This is a genomic window from Amazonocrinis nigriterrae CENA67, from assembly GCF_016056305.1.
Classification (GTDB): domain Bacteria; phylum Cyanobacteriota; class Cyanobacteriia; order Cyanobacteriales; family Nostocaceae; genus Amazonocrinis; species Amazonocrinis nigriterrae.
Map to the genome: position 1 here is coordinate 56,090 of NZ_JAECZC010000008.1, position 24,861 is coordinate 80,950.

Annotated in this window: 22 protein-coding genes; all 22 read right to left on the minus strand. The window is 40.2% G+C overall.

Annotation, left to right across the window (positions count from 1 at the left end; genetic code table 11):
* Positions 1-18 precede the first annotated feature (18 nt).
* Positions 19-888: an FkbM family methyltransferase gene (locus tag I8748_RS06820; protein WP_198123895.1), complete on the minus strand. Its 870-nt coding sequence runs from the start codon at positions 886-888 to the stop codon at positions 19-21.
* 289 nt (positions 889-1,177) lie between these two features.
* On the minus strand, positions 1,178-2,128 hold the full coding sequence (locus I8748_RS06825) for a radical SAM protein (protein ID WP_198123896.1): 951 nt from the start codon (positions 2,126-2,128) through the stop codon (positions 1,178-1,180).
* Between the two features lie 56 nt (positions 2,129-2,184).
* Positions 2,185-3,873, minus strand: coding sequence for a glycosyltransferase family 39 protein (locus I8748_RS06830; RefSeq protein ID WP_198123897.1), 1,689 nt, complete (start codon positions 3,871-3,873; stop codon positions 2,185-2,187).
* Between the two features lie 6 nt (positions 3,874-3,879).
* Positions 3,880-4,686: a polyprenol monophosphomannose synthase gene (locus tag I8748_RS06835; protein WP_198123898.1), complete on the minus strand. Its 807-nt coding sequence runs from the start codon at positions 4,684-4,686 to the stop codon at positions 3,880-3,882.
* Positions 4,687-4,768: 82 nt separating this feature from the next.
* The gene (locus I8748_RS06840; protein WP_198123899.1) at positions 4,769-5,257 is read right to left on the minus strand and encodes a GtrA family protein; all 489 of its coding nucleotides are present in this window, start codon (positions 5,255-5,257) and stop codon (positions 4,769-4,771) included.
* Positions 5,258-5,273: 16 nt separating this feature from the next.
* Positions 5,274-6,083 carry an SDR family NAD(P)-dependent oxidoreductase gene (locus I8748_RS06845; RefSeq protein ID WP_198123900.1) on the minus strand — a complete coding sequence of 270 codons (810 nt, stop codon included), beginning with the start codon at positions 6,081-6,083 and terminating at the stop codon, positions 5,274-5,276.
* Between the two features lie 2 nt (positions 6,084-6,085).
* Positions 6,086-7,288: a glycosyltransferase family 4 protein gene (locus I8748_RS06850; protein WP_198123901.1), complete on the minus strand. Its 1,203-nt coding sequence runs from the start codon at positions 7,286-7,288 to the stop codon at positions 6,086-6,088.
* 118 nt (positions 7,289-7,406) lie between these two features.
* A complete protein-coding gene (locus I8748_RS06855; protein WP_198123902.1) occupies positions 7,407-8,417 on the minus strand; it encodes a hypothetical protein in 1,011 nt (336 codons plus the stop codon).
* Positions 8,414-9,433: a Rieske 2Fe-2S domain-containing protein gene (locus I8748_RS06860; RefSeq protein ID WP_198123903.1), complete on the minus strand. Its 1,020-nt coding sequence runs from the start codon at positions 9,431-9,433 to the stop codon at positions 8,414-8,416. The genes I8748_RS06855 and I8748_RS06860 overlap by 4 nt, the downstream gene beginning before the upstream one ends.
* A 125-nt stretch (positions 9,434-9,558) precedes the next feature.
* A complete protein-coding gene (locus I8748_RS06865; RefSeq protein ID WP_198123904.1) occupies positions 9,559-10,614 on the minus strand; it encodes an NAD-dependent epimerase/dehydratase family protein in 1,056 nt (351 codons plus the stop codon).
* Positions 10,611-11,678, minus strand: a complete 1,068-nt coding sequence (locus tag I8748_RS06870; protein WP_198123905.1) for an SDR family oxidoreductase — start codon at positions 11,676-11,678, stop codon at positions 10,611-10,613. The genes I8748_RS06865 and I8748_RS06870 overlap by 4 nt, the downstream gene beginning before the upstream one ends.
* A 131-nt stretch (positions 11,679-11,809) precedes the next feature.
* Entirely contained in the window at positions 11,810-13,192 is a 1,383-nt protein-coding gene (locus I8748_RS06875; protein WP_198123906.1) for a cytochrome P450, read from the minus strand.
* A 245-nt stretch (positions 13,193-13,437) separates the two neighbouring features.
* Complete coding sequence (locus tag I8748_RS06880; protein WP_198123907.1) at positions 13,438-13,614, minus strand: hypothetical protein; 177 nt, start codon at positions 13,612-13,614, stop codon at positions 13,438-13,440.
* Between the two features lie 97 nt (positions 13,615-13,711).
* Positions 13,712-14,818 carry an aromatic ring-hydroxylating oxygenase subunit alpha gene (locus tag I8748_RS06885; RefSeq protein WP_198123908.1) on the minus strand — a complete coding sequence of 369 codons (1,107 nt, stop codon included), beginning with the start codon at positions 14,816-14,818 and terminating at the stop codon, positions 13,712-13,714.
* A 37-nt stretch (positions 14,819-14,855) separates the two neighbouring features.
* On the minus strand, positions 14,856-15,908 hold the full coding sequence (locus tag I8748_RS06890) for an NAD-dependent epimerase/dehydratase family protein (protein WP_198123909.1): 1,053 nt from the start codon (positions 15,906-15,908) through the stop codon (positions 14,856-14,858).
* Positions 15,909-15,925: 17 nt separating this feature from the next.
* Complete coding sequence (locus I8748_RS06895; protein ID WP_198123910.1) at positions 15,926-17,020, minus strand: NAD(P)/FAD-dependent oxidoreductase; 1,095 nt, start codon at positions 17,018-17,020, stop codon at positions 15,926-15,928.
* 50 nt (positions 17,021-17,070) lie between these two features.
* Positions 17,071-18,084, minus strand: coding sequence for a Rieske 2Fe-2S domain-containing protein (locus tag I8748_RS06900; RefSeq protein ID WP_198123911.1), 1,014 nt, complete (start codon positions 18,082-18,084; stop codon positions 17,071-17,073).
* A gap of 67 nt (positions 18,085-18,151) precedes the next feature.
* On the minus strand, positions 18,152-18,799 hold the full coding sequence (locus tag I8748_RS06905; RefSeq protein ID WP_198123912.1) for an ERG2 family protein: 648 nt from the start codon (positions 18,797-18,799) through the stop codon (positions 18,152-18,154).
* 4 nt (positions 18,800-18,803) lie between these two features.
* Positions 18,804-20,195, minus strand: a complete 1,392-nt coding sequence (locus tag I8748_RS06910; protein ID WP_198123913.1) for a cytochrome P450 — start codon at positions 20,193-20,195, stop codon at positions 18,804-18,806.
* Between the two features lie 100 nt (positions 20,196-20,295).
* A complete protein-coding gene (locus I8748_RS06915) occupies positions 20,296-22,287 on the minus strand; it encodes a prenyltransferase/squalene oxidase repeat-containing protein (protein WP_198123914.1) in 1,992 nt (663 codons plus the stop codon).
* Positions 22,288-22,299: 12 nt separating this feature from the next.
* Positions 22,300-23,616 (minus strand): FAD-dependent oxidoreductase, encoded by a 1,317-nt coding sequence (locus I8748_RS06920; protein WP_198123915.1) that lies wholly within the window; start codon positions 23,614-23,616, stop codon positions 22,300-22,302.
* A gap of 371 nt (positions 23,617-23,987) precedes the next feature.
* Positions 23,988-24,803, minus strand: a complete 816-nt coding sequence (locus tag I8748_RS06925) for a squalene/phytoene synthase family protein (RefSeq protein WP_198123916.1) — start codon at positions 24,801-24,803, stop codon at positions 23,988-23,990.
* Positions 24,804-24,861 lie beyond the last annotated feature (58 nt).

Below are 24,861 nucleotides of genomic sequence, written 5' to 3' on the forward strand. Positions count from 1 at the left end.
TGGACTAATGACTATTATTTATTCAGTCCTAAATGCATATGCCATTGCAATCCCATAAGGGTGATAGGGATTGAAAAAAATCATACTGAAACCTGATTCTTTAAACCACTGTTTTAAAGAATTATTTTTTTGTGGATCATGCCACTCTAGCAACACGGCTTTGAAATGACGAAGCTTTTTGCTAGTATAAAGTGACTCTATAATTTCGTATTCTGACCCTTCACAATCAATTTTTGCAACGATATCAATTCCTGGATATTCACCCATAATCATGTCAAGAGTATCATTGGCACTGACCAAATTAATCGCCTGGGAAACAATATCATCTCGCCCATTTAGCATCTCCGGTACTCCATTTACCGTACTTGCACCGTGCCACTCATAGCAGTAATCTACTGTCAAGTTGGCATTAGCATGACTAATGCCATAAGGATAATGCTTGATTTTTTTGACGAGTCCGGGATTGAGATCAAAATTCTGGTTTGCTCGTTTATAGGTACTCTCAAAAGGCTCATAACCAAAAACAGCCAGAACATTTTCTTTGGAGGCAAAGTATAGACTTGCTATACCCACATTCATGCCAATATCCCAAACGACGATTTCTTTGGTAGCCAGGATGTTGTAAGCGCCATCAAAAAAGATTTCGTGTACGATAAAGACTTCCCAATAGGTTTGCAAATCGATTGTGACGGCTTCCACGGTGACGCGAATTGTGTCGTCATTGATGACTGTAAATTGGGTATTGGGAATATCTAATAGGGGTTTAGCGAGATCCAATGCATCGAGAAAAAATTTGTGATTTTGGCTGTTGATAGTGATGCCAAATTCTTCTAAAAAGACAGTTTGGGTTTCTTGTATATCAAGACTATTTTCTAATGTCGTTTTCATTTATGCCTCCTGTTATAAAAAAACGAACCGCCAAGTACGCCAAGTACGCCAAGGAAGAGATAAGTAATTATTTAGGTTTATAGAGCAATACGGTTCAGTTAAGGCTAAAACTTTTTGTCGAAGTCAATTTTTTTAACGTAGACGCGTACTGCTTCGCAGAACTCGAAGAGTAGCGGCTTCCCGTTCGCCGTCAGGCGTTCCCGTTCGCGTAGCGTCTCCGTCAGGAGAAGGATAGGGTACCGCAAAGGGCGCAAAGAGTAGGAAAAAAGCTGAACTGAACTGTATTGGTTTATAGAGAACTTACCTGAGTTTGTGGTTCAGGAAGATGATAATTTTCTGCATCAATTAAGGTAGAGCTTGCACCCAAATCAAAGATATCTAAACCTTCATTTTCCAGCCGAGACAGGTATTCTAAATCAACTAACTCTTCAATGGGATGTTGTTGTGGTTCTCTCCAATGCTTGCGGGATATTTGTTCATGGGGAAATAATTTACCAACTGTGCCTAGACAATATTTGCAAGATGCTAATGGAGTTGGGGATTCAAGATAGGCTATTAAATCTTGGGCAAAATTGGGAGAATCTTCAATTTTGATACCATCTACAGTTGATTGACTTGATGGATTGTTAGGTAGGAAACGGGAGAGAAAGATACTTTCTGGGCATTTGTAAAAATAACCTTCATAGACGTTGTAGCAACCCCAATGCTGTGCCATTTGACAAGTTTTATAAATCCGCCCTATTAGTTGTTGATCATTCGTTCCCAATTCACTATAAGATTCACGAAAATAGTCAAAATTAAAAAATTCTAACTCAACATTGTATTGTTTTGCTTTCTGCTTGCAGATATCTAAGTGTGCGCTTGTCATTGCTCGACCAGGATAAACTGAAACATAAACTTGGTCTAAGGCTTCCCAAAGTGGATCAGCCATTTTCCAGAGGATTAAGCCATTTGTAACTAGTCGGATGCGATCGCAAATTCCCGTTTGACGCACTGCATTCACAATATCGAGCAATTGGGGATGTAGTAAGGGTTCTCCCCCTAGTAAGCGCACATGTTCGCAATGGTAGTATTTAGCCAATACAGACAAATCCTGAAAAACTTGTTCAGGACTAAGACAATCTTTCTCCAGAAGCGGTGATAAGTGACCACAGCTACGGCATGAAATATTGCAGTTCTGCACTATGGCAATTTCACAAGCACTAGTATAAATAATGCCATCTTTGACAGTGTAAGGCATGGTGATAACATTCCTGGATAAATTTAATTGTTTAATTTGGTGCGTGATTTTTGATATTAGGTGTGGACTTTGTTAATCTGCCACAAATCGCCGAAACCATTGAGAGATTTCAGGGAGTAACGGTTGTCTTGTTGAATTTTCTGGAGTAAGCTGTCATCTCTGCCGCAATAGAAGATGTGACTGTACCCTGTTGGTAAATTCAGGGGTTGTTCAGGGTGGACGGAGAGTAAACTAACCTTGGGTTCTAATGAATGGCTTAGGGTAAGTAATAATCCCATCTCATAAAGGTTTTCTCCATAGAGTAGTAAAGGACTGGCAGATTCGTTAATTACTTGTGTGGCTTGTGTAATTATTCTGCCGTTGGTTGGCAACCAATCCTTAGCCTGGAAAAAGGCAACGTCAGAGGAAATCCCAAAGATGACTAATACAATTAATAGGGTTTGGGCAATTTTATTTTGCCAGGTTTTATCGACAAATATATAATGAATTAAAACATAAGCAACTGCAATTTGCAAGCACAAATAGAATGGTAAATGATAGCGAAAAACTATGGAGCGATTGCCACCTAATAACAGGTCAGCTAAGAGTAAAGATAGACTACAAACTGAGGCGATCACTACGAGAAATAAAGCCTGATTTTTAACAGATTTATCTTTAAATAAGAATATTAAAAATATTATTAATCCTAAACTCATCATTACACTCGAAATAGTATAAAAATTATACGATGGTACTCCTTCCATAAAATATTTGGCTGAATCTAGAGATTCGGAAGTTAAATTAATATCAAAAAATACTCGACTGATGCGATTCAGGTAAATAGTTATTAAGTCAATGGGGGTGTTGATTGTTAATGATGTCCATCCCGTTAGTAATATAGCCGTTTCTAAATGGGTGAGCAAGACAATGATCCAAGGCAGAAATAACAATATTGCTATGAACGAAGTCAGTAAATAACGGCGTACTATTTGACTAAAATGAAAGGATTGCTGCACTAGCACATATATTCCATGTGCGATCGCCACTAACCCAGTCAGGAAATTGGTATATAATCCCAATGTTAATGTCAAGCCATATATTGCCCAACTAGCAGGTGTATTTTTGTGCAGCGATCGCCACAAAGCTGCTGATGTTAACAAAATCATCACCATCCAAAGACCATAGGATCGCGCAGCTTGAGCAAAGAATAACTCTAAGGGAGAAATAGCCACCAGCGCCATAGCTAGCCACGCTACTAAATGCGATTCAAATAACTCTAGACATAACCAATAGACAGCGGGAAACATTAACAAACTAATGGCCGCTGATAAACTTCTCAATACTGCCATAGAATCGCCAAATATCGATGCCCAAAACCGTGCTATCACACAATACAATGGCGGAAGTTGGGGTTCTGAGTTAATTAAATAGTTTAATGTGCTTTTCAAACCTCGGTCAGGATTGATCTGCTGAAATTTATCCAATGTGGCGATGGAAATTACATCCTCATAACTCATAATTTCCTGTTGTGCTTCGTCAATGGTATGGCCAGAAATTGCCAGAGAGGTAAAAGCTGCATCAACCCAGTAAACTTTGTGTCCTAAATGGGCAAAGCGAAAGAAAATTCCTAATATCAGTAAGCTGATGACCAGGATTTTTAACCATCTAGGAGGCTCTTGTTTGGTAAGTAGCGGTGTTGTGTTCATTGAGGTTTGATGGTGAATTGATTTAACTGTTAATTCCAAGCTAATACCTCTAATTTTCACAATTTTCTAAACTCCCTGAAAATTCAAGTAAATTCCTATGCCTAATAAACACAAAATGAAAAACATTGACCACCAAACTTTCTGCGATCGCTCTGTCTCTAAGTTCTTTAAAGAAGTACCTTGGAAACACAGACGTAAGACAGTTTTAGCGGCTTTATATATTTCTTGTTGAGAAATCTTAGAACTGCCATATTGCCTGTCTATAAACAAAATAGGTATTTCACCAATCTGCCATCCTCGACATTCACATTGATGAAGGATTTCTAATAGAAATGAGTAACCATTAGAAACAATACTTTCTAGTGCTAGTGACTCTAGGACATAGCGGTGATAGCATCGAAACCCAGCTGTACAGTCATGGGATTTTAAATTGAGCATGAACCGCGCAAAAGTGTTTGCTCCCCAACTCAGCAATATGCGTGGCCAAGGCCAATTTTTGGTTCCTCCACCGGATACATATCTAGAACCTATCACAATATCATATTGATTACTTTTTGCTAACAAATGAGGAATGTAGCTTGGATCGTGCGAAAAGTCTGCATCCATAGTGCAAATCAACTGAGCGCCTTGTTTCATAGCATATTGGAACCCAGCTAAATAAGCAGTTCCTAGTCCTAATTTGCCAGAACGATGAATCACATGAACCCACGGGTAAATATGGCTCAATTCGTCTGCGATCGCGCCTGTTCCGTCTGGGCTATTATCATCTACAATCAAAAGAGTTAGATTCAAATCTAATGATTTAAAATGCTCAACTAGAAGTGGTACATTTTCACATTCGTTGTACGTCGGAATAATAATTGCTGTATGCATAGAAAAGCATCCTCTTGGAGATTGGTAATTTTGAATTTGTATTACTTTTGGCAGAAAAATTTCTGATTTTTGAGTGATAACGCTACTGACTAATTACTTCTGAATCATTTTCAATTATTTGCCAATTTTTTGTGGCATTGAGGTAAAAATTCCAAATAGTCATACAAATAATTGCGACTAACTTAGCAATATATTCATTGATACTAAATTGATAAAATAACAAGCTAACTATCAAACTATTTAAGATTAGTCCTACAAGATAAATAAGATTAAACTTGATAAATCGTTGTAAACGTTGAGTAATTAATTGTTGCTGTTGAGATATATCTGCAAATGTCCAAACATTATTCCAGTAAAAATTATTAATAATAGCTATTTCTGTTGACAACATAGAACTGGCAGTTAAATCTAAATTCCAAGAGGTATGGAGTAAATAGAAAATACCCAAATCTACAAAAACACCACCAAAGCCAACTACTAAAAAGCGGCTCAATCGACTTATATCTATTGAGTTAAACCTTAATTGATTCAATCGTTTAATTAATTTATCTAAATTTAAAGATTGGGACATTGTATGTAATTCCAATTTAATGAATTGATTTGATATAACCACCATCTACTCGCAGATTTATGCCATCGATAAAATCAGCTAATGGACTTGCTAAAAAGGCGACAGCGTTGGCAATATCTGAGCCATAACCAATGCGATTAACTGAAAGCGGTAAAATTTGGGTAATGTAATTTCTTTCAATATCAACCCAATCATCGCCCCAATCATACTGAACGGCTAAATCGCGTATATTTTGTTCCACTGGAGGGGTGAGAATTGGGCCGGGTGTAACAGTATTCACCGTAATTCCTGTATGTGCTAATTCCTGCGCCAAACTAACTGTTGAATTAACCAAAGCTGCCTTAGCTGCGGCATAGTGAGGCATTCCTAGTCCGGGTTGGATAGCCCAAATCGTGGCAATATTAATAATTCGCCCCCAACCTAATGTTTGCATGTGAGGAATGAAGGCATGAATTAACCGCAACGCTGAGAAAAAATTCTGTTGAAATAATGCTTCCCATTCCTCCAAAGAGGCGCTTTTCCAATTAGAAAATTCCCAATCTGTGCCGCCTGCATTGTTAACTAAAATGTCAATTCCGCCGAAAGTTTGCAGGGTTTGATCAACAACTGCTGTCGCACCTTCTATGGTAGATAAATCTGCGATCGCTACCATAGCTTTGCCCCCCTCTGTAGCAATTTGATCGGCAACACTTTGGGCGCGTTCTCGGTTGCGTCCATGAATCACCACTGTCACCCCTTCTTGCGCTAAGCTGGTAGCGATCGCCGCTCCAATCCCACTGCTACTACCTGTCACCAAAGCCCGTTTACCTGCGAGTTTGAGTTCCATAATCACCCCCTCCCCACAGCAGCAAGCTTGGTTGCAGCCAGATTTGTCAAGAAATCCTCATAGGGGGCAATTCCTAATCCCGACACAAATTTGAAGGCTTGTTTTCGGGACTCCTGGGAGATTTTTTCGTATCGTCCATAGTCAGAAAGTAACTCTGCAAGTGCCAATTTCCAAGGCTCAATATCTTGTTGTCCAATAATTGGCTGGTGATAATTGTTCACAATCCCGTTGTAACCTTGGAACACCTCAACCGGAAGCAAATAATCAACACCTAACTTTGCCTCTGGTAGTCCACCGACGTTACTGGCTAACACGGGAATTCCCCGCAGCATGGCTTCCACAACAATCAAACCAAAAGCTTCATCCCACAGGGAGGGAACTAAGAGAATACCGGTTTGAGCAAAAATTTCATCAATATCATCAACTGGTTGGAGAATTTGCACATTGGGTAACTGCTTCAGTGCTGCTACTTCTGTGGGAGTTGTCCCCCAAGTTAAGACTGCTGCAAATTCGACATTAGGAAATAATTGTGCCAGTTGTAAAAAGATAGAAATACCTTTGACAGCGCAGGGATTGATTAAGGTGACAAAGCCCCGATCAAACTTGCCAAAATTGAGAAACGGCCCAGAACCATAGACAGGTGATGGTATGACAGTTGCATCCAATCCTAGCCATTGTTGGATATAGTTTTTCAGATAGTGACTGACGGTGATAATTCCCGTTGTTTGTTTGAATAATTCTGTACCAGCAGCACTAGGTAGCAAAGCATTAGGGCCACAAGGTAATTCTGCGGTTGAGTGGACTAGGTGAACAACTCGTGATGGACAGACTTGCATCGCTGCTCTAGATAAGCTTTGTCCTGTATCTTCCGAGATGATCACCCAATCAGGATCAAATTCGCGGATCTGGTCAATTAAGTAACTAGGTAATAAAGCAGGATCGGCTACTGCATGAACATCAACGCCCTCTAGGTGAAATACATCAACTTCTACAGCAACAGGTGTGAAGCTGATACCTCGTAATGCTAGTTCACGCAAAAACTCGCTTCTTGTTCTGGGGCCTAATCCAACTGGGATGGTTGAGGATACTACTACTCTACAGGTATGACCTTGGTTGACAAAGCCTTGGGCGATCGCTCGATTGGCTTTGGTGCCACCTGATAGGGTTGGAAAATAAAGGAGATTTTGAGTGAGTAAAATTTTCATGATTATTAATTAAGAAAACGAACCGCAGAGGCGCAGAGTACACAGAGTAATAAGAGTTTTTTACTAAGTCTTAAATATTAAGTAATTAGTATTGATATAACAATTTCAATATTTTTGATTATTTTGTAGTCAGCACTTTAGTTAGTGTTTGACAGGTATAGAACTGACTCGCCCAACGTCTATACTGCATAATTGGGCCATCACCATTACATAGCAAGGGAGAATTACGATATATTTTGTTTTCTAAAATCGGGATGTCTTTTTCTGATTCAATGGTCAGTATTTCTAACATTTGACTTTCTAATTTAGAGGTATATATTTGATTTACTGGCTTTTTAAAAGATGTTAGTTGGTGAGTTTCTACATAGTCTTGATCAATTGGGGTGCTGAAATTAAAGTTGATAAATTCTTGCCTAAACATTACACCTGGTTGGAATGGTGCGCCAGGATAGAAATGTTGTAAAACATAGCCTAAACCATAGTAGGTAAATTTTAGTTCGTTGATGACTTCAGCGATCGCGCCTGTATCAGAGGTTAATTTGTCCTTGGTATGACAAAGCCAACGCAAGATTGCACCGTCTTGTTCAAAAGCTACGGCTTGGGCAGAATAAACTTGATGAATGAACTGTAAATGGGCAGTATCGACGGCATTTTCATTGATCTCTTGGATATGCGATCGGATTTTCCATTTACCCACGAGTTGAAAAGGAGTCCATTCTGATGAATTGTATTCTGCTAACTCTGGAATTTCCCATGTAGGTAGCTCTTTTTGGGCGTGATACCAAACTAAAATTAGACCATTGACTTCTCGCACATCCCAAGGTTTAACCTGGGCTTTAGGAGCAATCTTATTACTCCCTTGCCGCTGTAAGATTACTGATATAGTTTTTTCTCCTCTGCTCCTCTGCTCCTCTGCTCCCCTGCTGTCTAATAAATGAGCATCCATAACATGAGCAACACCATCTTCACTACGAAATAGCACTAAATCTTGACCAAAATAATGCAGGGGTTGAACTTTATTGACAGGTAACTCATCGCTGTAGGCGACGCGAAACCAGCCATTCGGAAAAGAGGTAAAGGGAAACCGAGATTCCATATTTTTGTGAATACTAAGAATAGCAGTAATCATGACTGCTGAACTGGAATTTTGAGTGTTGCAGAATCTTGGACATAGAATTGACTCGCCCAACGTCGATATTGAGCAATAGGGCCGTCTCCCTCACAAAGCAGAGGATGGGGACGGTAAACTTTGTTTTCCCAAATTTGTATGTCTTCTTGCAAAGTTTGAACTGCCGAGTTTCTGGTAAACTGTTCCAGCAAAAACGTGATGGGTTGATTCACAATTTTTTTAATACTGACAAGAAAATGAAAATCTATATAATTTTGATCAATTGGGGTTAACAAGAACATTGTTAGTGTTTTAATTTCCATTAGGCTTTGACTACAAGAACGAACTACTATGCAACCTAAGCCATAAGAGGTAAATTCTATTGATGTTTTACCTTCTATATTGAGTATTTTGGCAACTCCAGATAAGTTGTATTCAGGATACATTTTATAAGACAAACTTTGCCCATTAATTGTTAGTCCCTCACCCTTGATACTATGAAATGTGTAGGGATGTAAACAGCTAAAGTGAGCAGTATCTACAATACTGCCTTCACCAATTTCTTGAGCTAAAGTAGTACTTTTACGTCGAATTGTTGGTGATAATGGTGTCCAATTTTTAGAAGTGTATTCTGGTAATTCTGGTATTTCCCAATCAGGTAGTTTTCCTTGGGAATGGTAATATACCATAATTAATCCGTTTACTTCCTTGACTGGCCAAGTATGAATTCTGGCTCTCGCAGGTATTTTGTCAGTATAAGGTATATTATTACATTCACCATGTTGATTAAAACACCAACCATGAAAAGGACATTGAATGTTTTCTCCTGTAACTTTACCGCCATAACCAAGATGAGCGCCTAAGTGTGGACAGTGAGCGTCAAATAGTTTAACAGCGCCATTTTCTGTGCGGAATAGTACAAGGTGTTTGCCAAAGTAATAAACTGGTTTTACTTTTTTTGGTGGCAATTCATGGCTGTAGCCGATGCAAAACCAGCCATGAGGAAATGATAAAAATGGAGAGAATAATTGTTTCATAATTCAAATTTACATCGCTGCATTTACAATTAAAATTTAAGCTCACGCAAAGACGCAAAGTTTAAAGATAATTCTAGTGTTTATTAGGTATTATCTAATTAATACGATATGTATATTATTTTTGCTCAAAAACAATTATTAATTATCTGTTCCCTGTTCCCCATTCCCTGTTCCCTATTGCCTTTGATAATCAAACCCCGATGCACAAAATCTTGATAAGCATCAGTAACAGCCTGCTCAATTGATGTGGGTTTAAACCCTAATTCGGTTTGAGCTTTGCTACAGTCTGCTGTTTGATTCATGCGTAATAAATTGACTGCTCCTAGTGTTAAATTTTGGGGGGTGTGAGGGAAAAATCGGGGTAAAATCGCATCGGTAACGGTGGCGATACCTGTAATTATTGCTGTGGGAATACAAAGTTTTGGCAGTTCTTTTCCAGTTACTTTAGCAAATAGTTTGAGCAGAGATTCAAGAGTTAAAAATTCTGTGCTGAAGGTATATTTTTGTCCTGCGCGTCCTTTAGCCATTGCTAATATTTGTCCCTCGACAATATCCTGCATCGCCACAAAACTGCGTCCACCTGGGATATAAGCTGATAATTTACCGTGGGCAAAATCTAATAAGGTTTGACCCATGCGTGAAGGTTTAAAATCGTTAGGGCCTATATAAGGCCAAGGTTGGACAATTACCACATCAAGACCATCTGCATAAGCTTTGAGACACTCATGCTCTGCAAAAACTTTTGTTAAGGCATAGGGTAATATGGAAGCAAATGGATAAACTGGGGTGTTTTCGTGACTAGGTTCACCGACTTTGTACCCCATTGCTTCACAGGAACTAGTCACCACCACTCGGTTAACACCAGTCTCTATAGCTGCGTGTAGGAGATAACGTGTACCGAGAACGTTGCAGTCGTACAGTTCTTGTTGCAGATGGGGATAACCATAAAGGGTGGAGATTTTAGCAGCAGTGTGATAAACATACTCACAACCCTTGACAGCAGCGACAATCGATGATTTATCGCGTAGGTCGCCGTAAACCCTTTCTACGTCTAAATCTGCAACGGCGGCGTTATTGCTACCTTGACGCAACAAAACCCTGACAGCTTGTCCATCTTTCAGCAAGCGTCGGACTAAGTTTGCACCTAAGTGACCACTAGCACCTGTGACTAAGGTTGTCATTTGCTACCTACTAGTGTGGTTGTTGGTTGGGAAGGTGTGGGGTTAAGTGAAATCACTCCTTTAGGATTTTTAATCAAACCCCGATGCACAAAGTCTTGATATGCTTCAATTACAGCCTGTTCAATTGAGGTTGGTTGATAACCCAATTCTGTTTTAGCTTTGCTACAATCTGCTGTTTGATTTGTGGCTAATAATTTCAATCCGCCGGCTGTGATGTAACGTGGTGCATTGGGAGCGATGGGGGAGATAATCATATCTAAGACTTTGCCGATACTTGCCATTAGCCCGATAGGCAGACAAAGCATAGGCCGTTTACGTCCTGTGACTTTTTCAAAAATCACCATCATCTCTGGTAAAGTTAAATACTCGCTACTAATGGTGTAAGTTTGTCCTGAACGTCCTTTTTCCATAGCCAGGATATGTGCATTAACTAGGTCTTTTGTTGCTACCCAATCTCGACCGCCAGTAGTGTAAGCCGGGAGTTTACCGTTAGCAAAATCTAAGAGTATTTGTCCCATGCGAGATGGTTTAAAGTCGTTAGGGCCAATAATCGCCCAAGATTGTACAATCACCACATCTAGACCATCAGCAAAGGCTTTTAAAGCTTCATGTTCAACGAAAACTTTGGTAAATTCGTAGGGTAAGGTGGGGTTAAACGGATAAAAAGGTGTGTTTTCGTTGCTGGGTTCACCTGGTTTGTATCCTAAAGCTGCACTAGAACTGGTGACTACAACTCTTTTTACACCCGTTTCTAGGGCGGCGCGTAAAATATTACGTGTGCCTAAAACGTTGCAGTCGTAAAGTTCTTGTTGAAAGTTAGCATCACCATAAATGGTGGAGATTTTAGCAGCAGTGTGGTAAATGCGATCGCAACCTTTAACCGCTGCTACAACAGATGATAAGTCGCGCAAATCACCGTAAACTTTTTCTACTTCTAGTCCATCAACTGCACTGTTATTACTTTCTTCACGTAGCAGCACTCTCACTGAGTGATTATCTTTGAGTAAGCGTCTGACTAGGTTTGCACCTAAATGTCCGCTGGAACCTGTAACTAAGATTGTCATATCAACTCGCTTTTGTTTTTAAGATTATTTTTTTTCGCGCATAGACGCAGAGGAGGACACTTGCGTGGGCGGCTTTGCCGACTTGAGCAAAGTGTCCGTCGCGCAGAGGAGAGTGCGAGAGTGTGGTGCTTTTAATTTGGAATTGCGATCGCTAGAGGTTTTAGTGGTTGACGTTGACTAATTATTCGCATTTTTACGCCACCTGTAGGAGCTAGTAAAAAGCCTTGATATTGTGGTTTGATTGGTTGTTTGTTAATTAAGTTAAGTTGATATTTTGATGTAATAGTTGCTATGACTAATTTCATTTCAAACATACTTAAAGCTGCACCAATACAGCGACGGTTTCCACCACCAAATGGTAAATATTCGTAGGGCGAAAATTGTCTTTCTAAAAAACGCTCTGGGAGAAATTGATGAGAGTTTGGGTATAAGTCTTGGCGATGATGCACTAAATAAGTACAAGGCATCACCATTGTACCAGGTTCTAGTTTATAGCCATTCAAATTTATTGGTGAATTGACTACACGAGCAGAAGCCGCGATCGCTGTAGGATAGATGCGGAGAGTTTCTTGACAAACTGCTGTCAGGTAGGGAAGTTGAGAGATGCTAACAGGGTCTTGAAAGTCTCCTAAAGTGTGCAGTTCAGCCAACAGTTTCTCGCCGACATGAGGCTGGTGATGTATCCAATACAAACCCCAAGTCATGGCTGCGGCTGTAATTTCATGACCAGCAATTAATAGTCCCAGAACTTCATCATGTAATTCTTCATCTGTCAAGCCTTGATTATTTTCATCTCGTGCCGAAAGCAATAAAGTTAAAATATCAGAACGTTCAGGATCGTAGTTTTGGCGGCGGTAATTAATTTCTCGATAGAGAACTTGCTTAATGTCTTGTTTAAGACGACAGAAGTAAGACCAAGGACTCCATGCACCTAAATCTTTCTGCAAGAAAGTGAAATATAAGAAACTAGCTCGAATTGGCGAACCTAAAAAATCTAACCAGGAAATTAGCAACTTTTTCAGATATTCTCCACTTTCTCCAGTTTGTAAACCAAATACAGCCTGTAACATTACTTCTAAAGAGATTTTTTTCATGACTTGGCGTGTCACAAAAGGCTGAACAAGAGGTAATTGATTCATTATTTTTGCAGTAATCTCACAAATCAATTGACCGTAAGTTTGCATTCTTTTACCATGAAAAGGTGGCATTAATAATTGCCGATGCTGGCGATGAGTCTGCCCATCTAAAATTACTACTGAGTATTTCCCTACTAAAGGTTCGAGAAACTTTTTTTGCTCAATAGCAAAACCAAACTCCTTGAACTCTCCTTGAAAAATCTGCTGTATTGCTTGAGGATTGCTCACTAATACTATCGGCGCACCATTTAAACCTATGCGCCCGGTGAAAATTTCACCATAGCGGTTTACCGCTTCTTCTAAATAATCCAGTGGGTTAAACATCCACTGAATTACTTGCATTATTGGTGGAGATTTAGGGCCATCGGGTAGTTTCATGGTAATTCGCACTTTTTCTAATAGGTGTATAAAAAGTATCCCAATAATGAAATCCAATATTTGAAAAACTACAACTTCCTAGAAAAATTAAGGATTAGTTATAGATGAATACGGTTTAGTTAAGGCTAATATTATTAGAACGAACCGCCAAGAACGCCAAGGACGCAGAGAGAAGAAAGAAATACTTAACTGAACTTTATTAAGTCATAGATTTAGCCGTAGACCATAGTTTAGCACAGTGTTGATTACTCGAAGTTTTGTAGACGCGTTCGCGAAGCGTTGCCGCAGGCTAGCGGCTTACCGTAGGGTAGTAATACCAAATCTCTATAAACTTGCACTAAATATTTATCTCTTTCTTCCTTGGCGTTCTTGGCGTCCTTGGTGAGTCCACTTGCCGTCTTGGCGCCTTGCGTCGATGGCAAAGTGGCGAACCCGAAGGGCGGTTCGTTTTCTAAGATTAAGTGCATCTTCACAGAGAATTGGTAGAACTGGCTTTATACTCAGCACGAGCGCACTTTGCTATACTATTGACTTCATCGCTGGCTGTTTATGTTGTTTTTTATTTAAGTGTTCTTCCCACTTACGAATTGTTAATTGTTGAAACAAGTGAACAGCAGGATTGAGTTCAATAATCGGGGCTTCAAAGTGATTTTCATATCCCTCTTGTTCAGCTTCTACAGCGATGCCATCTTGACTTAGTAGTGGTCTAATTAATAGAGGATTGGCAATTTTTAAGACTAATTTCATTAGCCATTGAGGAATTTTGATATTGGTGAAAGGAATTTTCAGCGCATTAAAGTAAAAGAGAAAAAATGTGCGGGTAGTGCGCTCATCAATGGGTAAGACAAAACACCAATGTTTAATTTTATCGCCTGTATTTGACCATTGATAAGGATATTCGTAACATAAATCCATAGAGTTGGTATTAACTCTGGTTCTATCGACAAATAGACCAGAAATTTTACCTGTACCAACTTGAGTATCGTAGCTGAGGGTGACGTGATCGCCTATTTCTTCAAATTTAGTTAATTTAGCATCGACAAAGGGGCGATATTGACGATGCAGATAAGCATGAGAAAAATCACTCACGTTGTCGATAATCATGGAATGGTGCGCCCGCCAGGTAAAATCTAGTGGTACACAAGCCCATCGGTTTTTACCTTCTAATTCGGGAATCTCTGGAATTTGTCTGACATCAGCGAGTGTTGCATCACCGGGGAAAATCCAAATCAACCCATAACGCACCTTGACTGGATAAGTCCCCACTTTACAAGCAGGGAAGCGATTACCAAAGCTATCATGGGGCATATCTACGAGTTTTCCCTCGTCGTCATATTGCCAACCGTGATAAGTACAACGGATATTGCAACCATCAACTTCACCTAAAGAAAGCTTGAGTTGACGGTGAGCGCATCTATTTTCTACCGCTCTGAGTTTACCGTCTTGCCCACGATACAGTGCAATAGAAGTATTCCAGAATTTAACTTCAACAACTTGACCAGGTTTAATGGCATGGTCATATTCAACAGCATACCAGTAATCTGGGTTCATACCCGCCGATCGCACCTTTTGACGGCGGTTTTTTGCTTCCAAAAAAGTAGGAGGAGAAGAAAGAGATTGTTTCATAAGTCAAAATTACGAATTACGAATTACGAATTACGAATTACGAATTACCCATTACCTGTTCCCTGTTCCCCGTTCCCCGTTCCTTGTCAGCTTTGACAATCAAACCTCGACGCACAAAGTCTTGGTATGCTTCGTAAATGGCTTGTTTAACGGAGGTAGGTTGGTATCCCAACTCAATTTGAGCTTTGTTAGTGTCAGCATGGCGATGCATTTGTAAAATCCTGACTGCGCCAGAGGTGAAGCGTCGGGGTGCTTTGGGGAAAAATCGGGGATAGATGAAGTCTGCAATACCAGCTACTCCAGCCATGACTTTACTGGGTAAGCACAGTTTCGGCTTGGCTACGCCTGTAACTTCCTCGAAAATTGCCATGATTTCATCAATAGTGAGAAATTGGCTGCTAAAAATATACTTTTGTCCACCTCTACCTTTTTCCATTGCTAAGATATGACCGGCGACAATATCTTTAGCGGCGACAAAATCAAATCCACCCCCGACATAGGCGGGAATTTTACCATGTGCAAAATCTATGAGTGTCTTTCCCATACGCGAGGGTTTGAAGTCATTGGGGCCAAGAATTGCACAAGAAACAGCAATTACTACATCAAGACCATCAGCATAAGCTTTGAGACATTCCTGTTCCATGAAGGCCTTGCTGACTTCATAAGGTAAGTGTTTGCCAAATGGATAAAATGGGATGGTTTCGTCGCTGGGATGGGATGGATGATGTCCGACGGCGCTGAAGGAACCTGTAACTACAACTTTGGTAACTTTAGCGTTCAGTGCTGCACGTAAAAGGTGAATTGTCCCTAAAACGTTAGAGTCGTAGATTTCCTGATGGAAATGTGCATCGCCATCTAAAGTTGAGACCTTAGCAGCACAATGATAAATGCGATCGCATCCCTCTACAGCCGCTAAAGTAGAATCAAAATCCCGCAAGTCTCCATAGCTGCGTTCTACTTGCAAATTATCAACGGCGGTGTTGTTACTTCCTTGGCGCAACAGCACCCGGACATTATGACCATCTTCAAGTAAGCGCCGGACTAAGTTTGCTCCTAAATGACCACTTGCACCAGTAACTAAGGTTTTCATATATTTTATTTCCTGATTTAAGCCCCAGCTAAAACCCAAAGCAAAGTATTCTGCACCGATTTAAATGAACCGAACCGCAAAGCTAAATCCAAAATTGGTGTTTTCGCGGCTTGTAAAAACAGATTCCCCGCCATTAACCTGGGGCCGATTTTTTTCTGAATCAGTTTTGTATAAGGTGAAAGTTCTTTTAGGGAAGGTTCAGCGCCTCTTTCTAGAACAGAACCCAAAAAGTTACCTGCTAATAGTCCACTGGCTAGTGCTGTATGTATTCCTTCTGCGGTAGCTGGATCTACTAAATTTCCGGCTTCTCCTGCAATTAAAGTTCCTGGCTGTACTAAGGCGGTTGGTTTGTGGGTAATGGCGATGGGATGTCCCACTAGATAATCAATTTGACTGGCGTACTTCAATCGGTTAGCGAGACGATTTTCAATAAATGCTTGAAAACGTTGTTTGGCATTCAGTTCACCGTGAGAAGCATCGTAACAAATGCCAATATTGACGCGATTTTTACTTTCTGGAAATACCCATCCATAGTAAGGTTTTACCATTGGGTCAAAGTATATCTCTACAGCATCGTTAATATCTTCTACACCTTCATACCATCCCATGAGCGATCGCAAGGTGTTTCCTGGTCGTTCGGCTGTTGTTAACTTACTTGTACCACCATTGCAAACGATGGCCGCATCTGCTTCTATTTCTCCCTGATTGGTTTTGACGCCAATTAAACGACCGTTTTCATACACCAATTCTTCCACGCGGACACCTTCAGTCAGCTTTGCACCCTGTTGTGCAGCTTCATAGGCAAGTATTGTATCAAAGCGCGATCGCAACAACACCGCCGCTTCATAGTTACTTCTGAGTTCTACGGCTGTACCCCCGACACCTCCCATAATACCAGCGCGAATGGGATAGGCTTCCTGACGGACTTTATCACCGAGTCCCATTTCATCTAGTAATTCCAAAGTCCAAGGAGATAACCCGCTACCACAAACTTTACGACGGGGAAAAGTCGCTTTATCTAATAACAGTACCTCAATTCCTGAAAATTTTGTCAGGTTCATTGCCGCCGCCGCACCAGCTGGCCCTGCTCCTATTACCACCACCTTTTTCATAATTAAAGCTCCATGAATAGAATGTATATTTTTGGTATTTCTTATCGTTTTTATGCAATATTTACCCTAAATTTTTCTCTAGTTGTAGCTGACATATCTGAATAAAATTGACGTACCCATTGACGATATTGCATAATCGGGCCATCTCTATCACAAAGCAAAGGCTGGGGACGATAAAGTTTATTTTCCCAAATCGGAATATCTTGCTCAATATTGCTCACAACTTCTTTATTTATCCTATTGGCAAATGCCCAAGTTAATATAGGATTAAAAAGTTTCTTAACACTAATGACAATATGTACTTCCAGATATTCTTCATCAATTGGTGTCGGCATCACCACACTAATAGCATTTAAATCAACTATTACCTTCAAAGAAGAATAAGCAATTTGGCATCCTAAACCATAGCAAGCTACTTCTAACAAGCCTTCTGCTTCAGCACCTAATTTCCCTACAAAAGGTAAATGATATTTTGGCGATACACGGCGAATAAATAGCGGCCCCTCTATTTCTGAACAAGGGTTTTTTAACTCCCTAAATGTTTGGTGATGTAAGAATGTCATGTGGGCGCTATCCATCGCATTCTCAGCCATTTCTTGCGGATGAATACGAATTTTCCAACGATGGCTTTTAAAAGGAGTCCATTCATTTGCATCCCACTTAGGAACAGAAGTCATTTCCCAAGTAGGAGGTTTTTTCTCAGCATGGTGATATACCATAATCATGCCATTAAATTCCCGAACTGGCCAAGCATAAATTTGCGACTTGGGGGGAATTTTATTAGCGTAAGGAATATTAATACAATCACCTTGGGAATTAAAACCCCAGCCATGAAAAGGACAATGAATATTATTCCCCTTAATACAACCGCCATATCCTAAATGAGCGCCCAAGTGTGGACAGTGAGCATCAAATACATGAGCTATACCATCTTCTGTGCGGAATAAAACTAAATCTTTGCCAAAATAATGCAATGGTATAACTTTTTTTACAGTCAATTCATTGCTATAAGCAATGCGAAACCAACCATTAGGAAAGGGAGAAAAAGGATAGCGGTTGTTCATATACTGAGGGAATGGGGAATGGGGAATAGGGAATAGGGAATAGGGTATGGGTATATTTAGCGTTTGTTTATGATTTATTTAATTTGTAATTTTTAGGTTTGATTTTTAAGTTAAAATTGGATATTTTAAATTGATTGATTAGCTCTTTCAACACCATGGTTCCGTAAATCCAAAGAGTTTGCAGTACAGATTTAAAATCTAGGGTGCTAAAGAAAGCATCAGCAAAACCAAAGGGTAAAATTAAGGGAATTGGCCCGCGTCCATATTCCAATACCCACGCATAATCTTTAATAGCTAAACCTTCACTTTTACCTTTTGGTAAATAATATTGATCTCCAGCTTTGCGAATATCGCGTGCAAGAGGGTTTTCTTCTTGGAAATACCATAATTCGCCATCAATGACGAAATCATAAATTTCTACTAGGTGTCGTCCTGTATGTCCTGATGTACCAATTGATGAGCCAAAAAATACTAGATATTCGCTAAGGGAAGCATGGAGAACCGCAACAGCATACATACATCCCCCAGCATTATTAATTATCCACTTAATCTCATGAGAAATATGATCGGGATATTTTGCTGCTAATTCCGCCCTGACAACTTCTAACATTTGTGTGTTAGGTAAACCTATGCCTTTTTTAGCAGTTTCATGTAAAATCTCTGGTTCAAATAAATAACGCATAATTGGTGGTAGGGAAAGAAAAACTACTGACAAATGACTAATGACTAATGACTAATGTCGAAGGAATCCGATTTTGCAAAGTCATCTTTAAGCCATATTTAGGACGCAGTTGGGCAACAGTTTCTGCTTCCACAACATGGCCTGGTACTAAATTCAATTCATAACGTTGGGCTACTGTTGCTAAAATTAACTGAGCTTCCAACATAGAAAAGTGAATTCCTAAACAGGTACGCGGCCCGCCACCAAAAGGAAAATAAGCATAAGTTGGACGTTCTTTAGACTTTTCTGGTGTAAAACGTTCCGGCTCAAATTTTTCTGGTTCTGGCCAAAAGTCCGGGTGACGGTGTGCAATGTATTGGCTAATCAAAACTGTAGAATTTGCGGGAATATGATAACCATCAACTACATCTTCTTTAACGCTACTGCGCGGTATTGTCCACACTGGAGGATAAAGCCGCAATGATTCTAAAATTACCATTTTGGTATATTTGAGACGCGGCATATCTTCAACTGTTGGTGTGCGTCCACCTAAGACTGTTTCTAGTTCAGCGTACAGTTTATGTTTTACCTCTGGGTGTTGAGATAACAAATACCAAGTCCAGGTGAGTGCTGTGGTAGTGGTATCGCTACCTGCAACGAAAATTGTTAGGATTTCATCGCGCAATTGCTTCTCACTAATACCTTTACCTGATTCATCATCTCGCGCTTGTAATAATTCTGAAAGCAGATCTTTTGGTTGTTGTTGACTGTCGTTTCGACGTTCAGCAATCAGGTTATAAATGAATTTATCAATTGAATTTCTGGCTTGTTTAAAAGGACAGTTGGAAGCGGTAGGAATAAATAGAGGAACGTTAAAGAGTTTGGTTGCTCTTTGCGCTATATAAGTTAAGCCAGTTTTGAGTGCTTGACCGATTTCTGTATTACGATCGCCTGTATCTACACTCAACATTGTTTGACCAATGATGCTCATTGTCAAACGTTCCATTTCGGCGGTAATTTCTAAGCTTTCACCATTTTCGACGTAAGGCTGCCAGCGTTCTAACATTTGTAGAGTGGCTTCACTCATCGCCGCACCAAACTTTTTAATTTTGTTTTCTGTAAAGAATGGTTGCATTAACCTTCTTTGACGTTGCCACAATTCCCCATCACTGGTAAATAAGCCTTCTCCCAGTAAAAGTTTTAGTCCATCATAGGCAGCACCTTTACCATAACTCTGATGACTGTCTACTAAAATGTGTTGCACATAATAGGGATTAGTAACTACATATAAAGCTTTAGGGCCGATGTAGAAACGAAATAGATCACCAAATTTCTGCCAAGAATCTAGATAAAATTGTAGAATTCCGTGACGCTGTATTTCTGATACATTACCCAAAAGGAAATTACCGCGATCGCCTGGAACTGTTTTGTATTGTTTTTGGTTTTTCATGATGACTGATGACTGTGAACAGTGAGATATTTTTTATTTGGAAGTTTCTAAACTTAACTTCACAGAAAATCGGTATCAGTAATTATTGAATTTTGAATTTTTATTCAAGTCTTTCTAACCGACGTGATTCATACATTCCTAATGCCCACACCGGAAAATAGCTACGATAAAGGGTATAGTCCAATAAAGCAGTATGGAAAAATACCCCTGCCCAATCTTGTTCAGGCCATTCACCATTTTCTAGCTGCATTTTTACCAGAAAATTGGCTCCTTGAGCGATCGTTTGCCAATGATTAGTTCCCACAGCTAACAATCCCATCATTGCCCAAGCTGTTTGAATGACTTGGCTTTCGCTATGTTCAACATATTGATTTGTTAAACATCCTTGAAAATGTTCTCCCCAGCCACCATCGGCTTTTTGTTTGCTAACTAACCAACGGGATGCTTTACGAATCGCTGGCGAGTTGGGGCTTTCACCTGCTGCTAATAATCCCCGAATCCCGAACATTGTGCCATAAATAAAGTTCACACCCCAAAAACCCAGCCAGGAACCATCGGGTTGTTGCTGTTTACGCAACCATAAGCCTGCTTGCTTAATTGCTGTGTCAATTTCTTCTGCCATCACTTCTGGATGATGAGAGCGAAATTCTTGCAGTGCCTCTAAAGATGAAGCTGTACACTCAATGTAAGAATGCTCTGTCATGGAGTTAGCAAACATTTCCGCTGGATTCATCCATTCTAATTTTGAGGCAATTTTCCGCCGTTCGTAACTGCCAAAACCGCCATCTGAGTTTTGACATTGCAAGAGAAACCGCACAGAATCGGACAAATCGCAATTTTTCAGGGCGGTAGAAGGTGCATTTAGCAGTGCTACCAATGCCTCAGCTGTACAATCACTCACAGGCCAGCCATGCCAAACCCCAGCAAAGCAAAATCCTCCTTGGGGATTGATGCGATGAAACCGGGCAAAATCGGGAAAGGGTTCTGGAATTTGTTGTGTAGCTAGGAATGTCTGCGCTTTAGCCAAACTATCAGATACTTCTATATGGGGTTTGGCTGCTGCTAAAGCTTGAATGGCAAAGGCTGTATCCCATGTGCTGCTGCGTGCGCCTGTAACTCGCAGTCCTTTTTGCTCATCTTCCCAAATCCATCCTTGCATCCGATTGATCGCTTGATGCAAGTCTGCATCATCGGGATTATGCAACCATAGGGCAATGATATTCAACAAACCACTGACTGGGGATAGACTGGTATAGTCGGTTGTCCGCAGTTCATAATGAATCATCTCGATCATTTCATCGCTGACACTGGCGCGTAACTTTTTCGAGTGCCAACGTTCATAAATGGCGCTGATTTGATAGCCGATGCGGAGAATCAGGCTAGGTGGGTTATAAACTTCTGCTTTTCTGAGAGTATTTTTGGCTTTATTCCAGGCGATCGCATCATAATCACCAACATACAATTCCTGACGCAATTCTTCAAGCAATGGGGTAAGTGGAGTTTGAAACTTGCGACCATAAATAAACCCCATGGGCATATAAATCAGGCGAGTATGGCAATAATAATTTTTGGGGTGTAGCGGTAGCCAAGTAGGAATACGCCATACTTCTGGTAAGACTGGATTTACACCCCGCCAATCATACAAATTCAACATTGCTAGCCAAAATTTACCCCAACTGGGAATCCCAATCACTCCGCCTTGTGCTTGGATAAATTCCCATGCAGGGACTAACAGCGGATCATCCTTGTTGACCCCTAAAAGCCGCGCCGCAACATATACTAACGTGGTTACAAACAAGTAAGGCTGAGATTGAGAATGCATTCCCCACAAGCCGTTAGGTAAACGAGTTGTGGCAAACTGTAGCTTGATCATTTCCCGTCGCTGTGGCGATATCGGTGTGCCAGTGATATAGCACATCAGCGTATATTGAGCAGCCAGCATCGCACACCATACCACCTCACCTTCCCAAGCACCATCTTCTGCTTGGGCTTGTACCAAAGCATCCACACCACGCCCCAAGGCTTTGATGCTATCAGATTCAGAGGAGGAAAAAATCGCAGATGGTAAATATGAATAATGTTCAGTTTTCATCTTTTTTCATCCTTAGCGAAGACGTGATAAAGCTAATGTGGCTGGAGATTTCAGCCATTGACCAAAAGATTGCAAAACTTGAGTACCGTGTTGCCATTGGTGATTAGATGCAGCATCTATGAGAACATAGTTCATCGCTGTCATCACTCCTTTGAGAAAAGACCCACTGAAGGACAACAAATTGGCTTCTGCCCCCGATAATAAGCGCATAGTGCGTACACAGTAGCTGGGATTTTGTCGCCACATCTGGTAAATAGCTTTGCGGATAGCCACTGCACTATCATCATCACGAGAAAATGCTTCGTGGAGGGTGGTTGCTAACATTTCTGGTACATAAGTACCGAGTTTACGCTGACGCTGATAAGTTGCAAAATTTCGACTCCGCACCAGACACTCACCATCCAAAAATCCCATTGTCATCCCCGTTGCTGTCATAGGATGAAAATGTCCAGTAGCATCGCCTACTAATGACAAACCAGGACGGCCATAGTGAGTCCGAGAACTAAATTGGTTAGCTACCCAAACAACTAAATTATTTTGTAAAGCTTGGCGAAATGCAGGTAATAAAACTTTCGGAAATACTGAACTGTAAGCATCCCAAAGATAAGCAACTTTTTTTTGAGAATGAATTGGCACATCCAAACAGATACGGATTTGATTTGTCCCAATACGATACATCAACGCTGGGCCTGGCCCACCCAGAAATACATGACCAAATCCCTCAAAAGGTAACTCTACATCTTCTAGCAGCACTCCTGCCATATAAGAAATGAGGATTTGGTTATTGGCAATACCAAGAGCTTTTCTCGTAAAAGATGAGCGACCATCAGCACCAACAATTTGACCTACTGTAATTGTCTGATTGTATCTTTGTTGAATATGCTCAAAAGTGAGTTTTTGTCCTTCAATATGAATGACTTTAGCACCACCCAAAAACTGAATATTTGGATGGGAAGCTGCAACTTTCCGCAGTGCAAATACAAGTTTGTTATGCTCGCAACTAATTGCTACAGCACCATCAGGATAGCTGAGTTTAATTGGTTCGCTGCCGTCATCTGGAAAGACGACAAAGCCTTGTCCACTGAAATACTCTGATGAATTTATATCTAGTTTTATACTCAAATGCTGTAAAATTTCTACACCCGGAGGATGTAACCATTCCCCTGCTAAACGTTTAGTATTTTGAGGCTGTGCTTCTAATAGAAGAACTTTGGCACCATTATGAGCAAAAGCTAGAGCCGTGACACAACCAACAGGCCCTGCACCAATGACAGCAACATCAGGAAAAATTGAAGGAGATTTTATGGGGATAGTTGAACTTGTTTTCATAGTTGTTTGTTTCTCATAGTTAAGTAGGTGGACATAATTAAATTGAAAATGTCAATCAGAGAGTCTCTCTGATTACAAGGCTTTTCCCTCCTGCTTCCTGCCTCCTACTTATCAACTATGAGGCTAATAACGCTGTATGTAATCAAAACTGTCAAAATTTGAGCATATAACCCTACTATTCAATGTGGATGATTTCTCAATTTATGCTTTTTTGTCTAATTATAGAAAGGACACCATGTCAAAATTAAATTTTTACATTAGGTATCCTCACATATCGTGAATAACTGATACTGTAAATCCTACTTTTACCTTGGCATAATACCTTTTGCGACCTGATTGACCATAATGTAAGATTGGAAGATTTTGATTTTCTATTTACTAGCTGTTAATTGCTCAATTATCCCAACAACAGCATTGCGGGTAAGTTTGGGCTGTCCCAGAACTAACACATCAAGTGTTGCATGAGCTAAGGTGAGGGGAATTTGGCAAAAATCTTTAGCTGGACTTTTTTGCAGAGGTTGGGTATACGCATCGGCTAAAGAAAGATTGCGTCGTGCATAGGCGTGCATATTTTTCTCATTCCAATTATTAGGAAAGAAATTTACTTGCCTTGTCATATCTTCAGAACGGTTACGTAGAATATTGACTGCTTGTAATCCTCGACCAAAACCGATAGCATGACTACGATTTGTTTTCGTTCCGTCATACCAAGCCCACAAATCAGAAAGTAATAATCCCACAGATCCAGCAACGCTAAAAGTATAGCTATCTAAATCATTTTCTGTATGAATTTGCCAATCACACTCAGCCCAATGAGCCATTCTATCAGCCATTGCCGCTGTTGCTTCCCAAATACGAGGTGCAATAGTTTCTGGTGCAAGAATTGCCCACTCCGCCAGACGAGTTGTTACTTCTGGAAGTGCTTTGTTTTCACTTAAAACTAAAGAAAGTTTATCAATAGATGAATCACCACCCATCGCTTGTAGACTTAAACTAATTGTTCGTAACAGTGAAGATTTGGTAGAGTTATCGAGTTCAGCATGGTCTTCAATTTCATCAATTGCACGCATACATAAATATGCAGAAGCAACAGCTTCTTGAAGCTGTTTTGGCAGGCGAATAATTGGGATGTAGAAAGTTCTACTCGTTTCTTGGAGAATTTCTAAAGCATCTCTACGTATTTCCATTTTTGCACCTTTTTAGTTCGAGTAATAACAGGGAATCACTAATAATTATGTTGCCTAA

Coding starts and splice junctions, on each gene's coding strand:
- I8748_RS06820 (WP_198123895.1), bottom strand. CDS start 888: ATGAAAACGACATTAGAAAATAGTCTTGATATACAAGAAACCCAAACT.
- I8748_RS06825 (WP_198123896.1), bottom strand. CDS start 2,128: ATGCCTTACACTGTCAAAGATGGCATTATTTATACTAGTGCTTGTGAA.
- I8748_RS06835 (WP_198123898.1), bottom strand. CDS start 4,686: ATGCATACAGCAATTATTATTCCGACGTACAACGAATGTGAAAATGTA.
- I8748_RS06840 (WP_198123899.1), bottom strand. CDS start 5,257: ATGTCCCAATCTTTAAATTTAGATAAATTAATTAAACGATTGAATCAA.
- I8748_RS06845 (WP_198123900.1), bottom strand. CDS start 6,083: ATGGAACTCAAACTCGCAGGTAAACGGGCTTTGGTGACAGGTAGTAGC.
- I8748_RS06850 (WP_198123901.1), bottom strand. CDS start 7,288: ATGAAAATTTTACTCACTCAAAATCTCCTTTATTTTCCAACCCTATCA.
- I8748_RS06855 (WP_198123902.1), bottom strand. CDS start 8,417: ATGATTACTGCTATTCTTAGTATTCACAAAAATATGGAATCTCGGTTT.
- I8748_RS06860 (WP_198123903.1), bottom strand. CDS start 9,433: ATGAAACAATTATTCTCTCCATTTTTATCATTTCCTCATGGCTGGTTT.
- I8748_RS06865 (WP_198123904.1), bottom strand. CDS start 10,614: ATGACAACCTTAGTCACAGGTGCTAGTGGTCACTTAGGTGCAAACTTA.
- I8748_RS06870 (WP_198123905.1), bottom strand. CDS start 11,678: ATGACAATCTTAGTTACAGGTTCCAGCGGACATTTAGGTGCAAACCTA.
- I8748_RS06875 (WP_198123906.1), bottom strand. CDS start 13,192: ATGAAACTACCCGATGGCCCTAAATCTCCACCAATAATGCAAGTAATT.
- I8748_RS06885 (WP_198123908.1), bottom strand. CDS start 14,818: ATGAAACAATCTCTTTCTTCTCCTCCTACTTTTTTGGAAGCAAAAAAC.
- I8748_RS06890 (WP_198123909.1), bottom strand. CDS start 15,908: ATGAAAACCTTAGTTACTGGTGCAAGTGGTCATTTAGGAGCAAACTTA.
- I8748_RS06895 (WP_198123910.1), bottom strand. CDS start 17,020: ATGAAAAAGGTGGTGGTAATAGGAGCAGGGCCAGCTGGTGCGGCGGCG.
- I8748_RS06900 (WP_198123911.1), bottom strand. CDS start 18,084: ATGAACAACCGCTATCCTTTTTCTCCCTTTCCTAATGGTTGGTTTCGC.
- I8748_RS06910 (WP_198123913.1), bottom strand. CDS start 20,195: ATGAAAAACCAAAAACAATACAAAACAGTTCCAGGCGATCGCGGTAAT.
- I8748_RS06915 (WP_198123914.1), bottom strand. CDS start 22,287: ATGAAAACTGAACATTATTCATATTTACCATCTGCGATTTTTTCCTCC.
- I8748_RS06920 (WP_198123915.1), bottom strand. CDS start 23,616: ATGAAAACAAGTTCAACTATCCCCATAAAATCTCCTTCAATTTTTCCT.
- I8748_RS06925 (WP_198123916.1), bottom strand. CDS start 24,803: ATGGAAATACGTAGAGATGCTTTAGAAATTCTCCAAGAAACGAGTAGA.